Below are 252 nucleotides of genomic sequence, written 5' to 3'. Positions count from 1 at the left end.
GGCGCATGAGCTGGAGGCGGAGGGCTACGACAAGTTCCTGCCGGAGGCGGCATGCAGGCGCTGGCTAGGCTGGACCTCACCGACGCTGCGACCTTCCCGTCGCGGCGGGTCGAGGAATGGAAATACAGTGATCTGAAGCGCTTTCTTCGTGAAGCACCTAAACCTTCGGGCACAGCGGTCATCGGCGCGCCGGGGCCGTTCTATGATCTGGGCGGCGACGCCGTCGTCTTCGCCAACGGCCGCCCGGTCGGG

The 252-nt window shown here is 66.7% G+C and carries 1 protein-coding gene; it reads left to right on the top strand.

Features of this window, described 5'->3' with window-relative positions:
* Positions 1-51: 51 nt before the first annotated feature.
* A partial coding sequence (locus RRF55_RS27515; protein WP_439419230.1) for a hypothetical protein occupies positions 52-252 on the top strand: 201 nt, incomplete at its 3' end.

The sequence above is a fragment of the Klebsiella sp. K47 genome (assembly GCF_051858335.1).
Taxonomy (GTDB): Bacteria; Pseudomonadota; Gammaproteobacteria; order Enterobacterales; family Enterobacteriaceae; genus Klebsiella; species Klebsiella pneumoniae.
The sequence above is the reverse complement of the archived record's forward strand: the minus strand, read 5'-3'. Positions and strand labels throughout refer to the sequence as shown.